General features: G+C 48.4%; 1 pseudogene. It reads left to right on the plus strand.

Going from position 1 to position 2,208, the window contains the following annotated elements:
* Nucleotides 1-2,208 (plus strand): annotated as a pseudogene (locus INF28_RS12630) (hypothetical protein); the annotation flags it as partial.

Below are 2,208 nucleotides of genomic sequence, written 5' to 3' on the forward strand. Positions count from 1 at the left end.
AGATTCCGGTGGGCGATCGTTTAGAGGAGACCTATACCTCAAACAACCAGGAAGTGACGGCAGAGCTTGGAGCACCGCTCTTTACGACCCAGGTGACTGGGAATGAGATGAGCCGGTTTGGAGCGACAGGAGCAGACTTAATAGGCATGTCCCATGTCTTGGTCAACCACAATGATACACATAAGCAAGCGTCAAAGAAATTTAGTACATATAAAGATACCAGTAATGCAGGATATTATATGTACAAGAACCGAGCGGCATTCTTTACCATGCAGGCGGCCGCAGGAGGAACAGTGTATGTATATACATTGGGTGCAGCTGGAAGCATGTATGACAGCTGGACAAAGAAAGAACTAAATGTCGGCAGTGCGCCGGAAGGATATGACAGCTGGGCGGCAGTGCCAGACGGAACAATTTTGGAAGGCGATCAGTCAGATGTATTGGTAAGAAATCAGTATTTTACAGCAAGTGAAATGACAGCAACACCATATACCCATGTATACAGCAGAAAGTTTAATGCAGGTGATGTGGTGAGTATCCCGACGATAGGTCAGGATTCTTACAACATTGTTATGGTTTTGATTGATTGGAATCCTCTTGGAGAAGACGAAAAATCCAGCAATGCGAACCTTACAAGTCTTGGATATAAAGTCAACGGCGGAGAGGTCAACGCACTTACGGTACAGGACAGCCAGGCAGTAATGGTACCGAATGATACAGAGACAGTAGAGCTGAGCTTTACGGCAGAAGACAGCAAAGCCCAGGGCGCAGTGCAGAACCCGGCCGGTGCGGTGAGTATTGGAAGTGACCCGGTAACAATAACCGTAACGGTAACGGCAGAGGATGGCAGTACCAAGAGCTATACAGTGACCTTTGAAAAGGAAGCAGTTGCAGCAATGCCGGACGCTACCGGGATCAAGGTAAACGGAACGGCGCTGACCAGCTTCGATAAAAACCGTCTGGAATACGATGCGCAGGTGGAATACGGCACAGAGAGCGCCACGGTGGAAGTGACAGCAGAAGATGGCGTAGAAGTGACTTATGCACCGTCCCAGACCATCAACCCGACAGAGGTAGATACGGTAACCGCAACCTTGAGAGCAGAAAACGGAGCGACTAAGGAATATAAGATCCACGTAAGACCGATCACCATTGAATCCAGTGACGCCCGTAAGGCATATATGAACGGCAACCATGATACTGGAGACAATAAAATTGTACTGTCAGAAGTTCTGATCGGCGATACGCAGGAATATACCTATACTTCAAACGGGAAAGAGTATACCGGCTTGCTTGGGGGTAATGTATATACCACCAGATTGTCAGGAGATGTCATGACCCGGTTTGGAGCAACGGGTGAGAATTTGATAGGGATGTCCCATATCCTGGTCAGCCACCGGGATTCCAACAAACAGGCGCAGAAGGATTACCCAGACACCTATAAGCAAAGCGGAAACGCCGGCGCATATATGTACAAGAGCAAGAGCGACCACTTCTATTTCACAGCAGGTGTATCCGGAACCATGTATATCTATACCGTAAACGCCGGCGGTGAAAGATTTAATAATTGGTCCAAGAAAACGCTGGACACCACGGTGCCGGCAGGATATGATAGCTGGGCGGATGTGCCGGCAGATACCGTGCTGACAGGCAATCAGGGCGATATGATGGTTCAAAACGAGTATCTGGTTGCAAATGCAATTAACTGTAAAACATATACAAATGTATATATGCAGTCCTTCAAAGCGGGCGACAAAGTGAGCGTACCGACCATAGGTCAGGATTCCTATGAATCTGTTAAAGTGCTGATCAAATGGGATCCTCTTGGAGAAGACGGAAAATCCAGCAATGCGAATCTTGTAAGTCTTGGATATAAAGTCAACGGTGGTAGTGAAGTGAAAGCACTTACGGTTCAGGACAGCCAGACAGTAAAAGTAGAGAGAGATACAGAGACAGTAGAGCTGAGCTTTACGGCAGAAGACAGCAAAGCCCAGGGCGCAGTGCAGAACCCGGCCGGTGCAGTGAGCATCGGGGATAAGCCGGTAACAATAACCGTAACGGTAACGGCAGAGGATGGCAGTACCAAGAGCTATACAGTGACCTTTGAAAAGGAAGCAGTTGCAGCAATGCCGGATGCTACCGGGATCAGTGTAAACGGAACGGCGCTGACCAGCTTTCACAAAGATCGTCTGGAATATGATGCGCAGG

It is taken from the genome of Ructibacterium gallinarum (assembly GCF_014982785.1).
Lineage (GTDB): Bacteria > Bacillota > Clostridia > Monoglobales > Monoglobaceae > Ructibacterium > Ructibacterium gallinarum.